We start from the raw sequence: 678 nt of genomic DNA, 5'->3' as shown, positions 1-678 counted from the left end.
TCGTTCGCATCTGGTGGAAGCCGTTCATTCTTTGCATCTGGGGTGGGGCGCTGATGATGGCGGCGGGCGGCTTCGTATCGCTCTCCGACAGGCGGCTGCGCGTCGGCGCGCCGCGCCGCAAGGCGAAACCGGTAAAACCGGCCATGGAGGCGGCAGAGTAATGCGCCAGTCAAGCTGCAATTTGATATTTGGCATGCAAGGATCAGCGCGTCAGCACCGCTTCAACGGCAAACTGAAGGTTAGGGCGGAGTGACAGGTTCATTGTCTCCCTCATTCCTGTGCTTGTCACAGGAATCCAGCGCGCCCAAGTCTTCGGGCGCAGGAGACTCATTTCCTGTGACAGGCACAGGAGTGAGGGGAGGAGAGGTTCGGCGCATCCCTAGAACGTCGCACTTTTTCTCTCGCATTCTCGTAGCCCTCTTCATACTCTTCGCCTCTTTTCCCGCCCTCGCCGTGAACCCCGACGAGGTGCTTGCCGATCCGGCGCGCGAAGCCCGCGCCCGCTCACTGTCGGCCGAACTGCGCTGCATGGTCTGCCAGAACCAGTCGATCGACGATTCCAATGCCGACCTTGCCAAGGACCTCAGGCTCCTGGTGCGCCAGCGCATCTCCGATGGCGACACCGACGAGGAGGTTCTGAACTACATCGTCTCGCGTTACGGCGAATTCGTGCTGCTG

At 60.9% G+C, this 678-nt stretch carries 2 protein-coding genes; both read left to right on the top strand.

Annotated elements, in window-relative coordinates:
• The coding region (locus BN1800_RS39640) for a cytochrome c-type biogenesis CcmF C-terminal domain-containing protein (protein ID WP_143534274.1) at nt 1-161 on the top strand (161 nt) is incomplete at its 5' end.
• A gap of 190 nt (nt 162-351) precedes the next feature.
• Nucleotides 352-678 (top strand): cytochrome c-type biogenesis protein (locus BN1800_RS39635; RefSeq protein ID WP_087006383.1); only part of this gene is annotated, 327 nt, incomplete at its 3' end.

Origin of the sequence: Rhizobium sullae, from assembly GCF_900169785.1 — a bacterium.
GTDB classification, from domain to species: domain Bacteria; phylum Pseudomonadota; class Alphaproteobacteria; order Rhizobiales; family Rhizobiaceae; genus Rhizobium; species Rhizobium sullae.
The sequence above is the reverse complement of the archived record's forward strand: the minus strand, read 5'-3'. Positions and strand labels throughout refer to the sequence as shown.